This window comes from Pseudoclavibacter sp. AY1H1, from assembly GCF_002931055.1.
Taxonomy (GTDB): domain Bacteria; phylum Actinomycetota; class Actinomycetes; order Actinomycetales; family Microbacteriaceae; genus Pseudoclavibacter.
Map to the genome: position 1 here is coordinate 1 of NZ_PSXX01000024.1, position 1,406 is coordinate 1,406.

Consider the following 1,406-nt stretch of genomic DNA (forward strand, 5'->3'; position numbering starts at 1 on the left):
GCCCCATCCCGCACCCGGTTCCCGCCCCCGCAACCCGCAACCCGCAACCCGCACCCGAAGTTGTGGCTCGGTGCTCCACAACCGCTCGCCAACCACTCCACGCCACAACTATGTCGCCACGAACGCCGCAAACAGCGCGTTCCCGGAACCTTCAGCCCCGCCCGAGACGTTCGGCGCGAAGCCGCTTCGCGTAGTCGGTGAAGGCCTGCAGGCCACCGGCAGGCACGAGGTCAGCGACAGTGAGACGCACGTGCCGCATCCCCACGCTCTCGATCTCCCTGCTGCGCGTGATGTCCAGGCGCCACTGGCGCTGACTCGTGCGATGCCCGTCGCCCTCGTAGTCGTATCCGATGCGAGCTTCGCGATCGACGAGGTCGATTCGGGCCACCTGGCGCGCTCCCGACATGAGCGGGACGTTGATGTCTGGTTCCGGATAACCGGAATCCACCAAGGCGATCCGCGTCGTCGACTCCCAAGGCGACTCGACGCGCTCGCGAATGCGCAGCGTGGCAGACCGCAGCACGGCGGCGCCCGCGCATCCCGACCAGGCATCAGCAATGGCTGCCAGACGATCCCGCGTCGTCAGCGCTTGAGGCCAAGTGCGCCCTGGATAGTTGTCCGCGTCCGAGATGAGGGCGTCGCCGACCTGCACGAGCTCAAGCTCGTCCAGGTGACGGGCGAGGAGACAGTAGGTGAGCTCCGGTGAGGCCACCGGGAGACCCCCAAGACGGCCGAGACTCCAGAAGCGCGGCGGGACGGATCTCGCTGTCACGCCCTTCGCGCGGGGCGGGTTCCTCCCCTTGGGCACGATGACATGGACCAACGCGTCGGCCAGGAGTCTCAACGGAAGGGGCAGTCCGTAGAGACGGGCGGCGGAGACACCGCCGAACGCCTGGTTCGGAGACATGACCGGCCAGTAGCTGCGGTCGAGCTCCTGCATGCGGGCGGCCAAGGCAGCGAACTCGTCACTCGCCCCGCGCACTCCGACGGAGGCCTCGGCAGTCTGCGGTTCCAGCATCGGCTGCGGCACGCGCACTCCGCGGAATGGCCGCGCCTCAGCGCTGTTGCGCAGCCGGGACTTCGAGACACCTGCTGCTCGGGCCTCGGCCACGCTGAATGCCGCGAACCGCAGGTCGAACGGCAACTGAATGCGCGGCTCCCGCCTGCCCGCACGGCCTGCACCGCCCGCTCGGCCCGCTGGGCCCGCTGGGCCCGCTGGGCCCGCACCCGAGATTCCATGCCGGTCAGCATCATCCGCGCCGCCACCTTGTCCCATTGCTCGAACGTAGACGCGTTGCGACCGCCACGACGAGCACCGTCGAAAGCTGTGGACAGCTCGGCCAGAGCAAGGTGAAGAACATGGGCATTGTGGCTGAGGCTCACTCCCCCGCCTCCCTCCTCCACCC

1 protein-coding gene is annotated in these 1,406 nt (G+C 68.7%); it reads right to left on the reverse strand.

Annotation, left to right across the window (positions count from 1 at the left end; genetic code table 11):
• Positions 1–151: 151 nt before the first annotated feature.
• Complete coding sequence (locus C5E05_RS19685) at positions 152–1,030, reverse strand: hypothetical protein (protein WP_146081208.1); 879 nt, start codon at positions 1,028–1,030, stop codon at positions 152–154.
• Positions 1,031–1,406 lie beyond the last annotated feature (376 nt).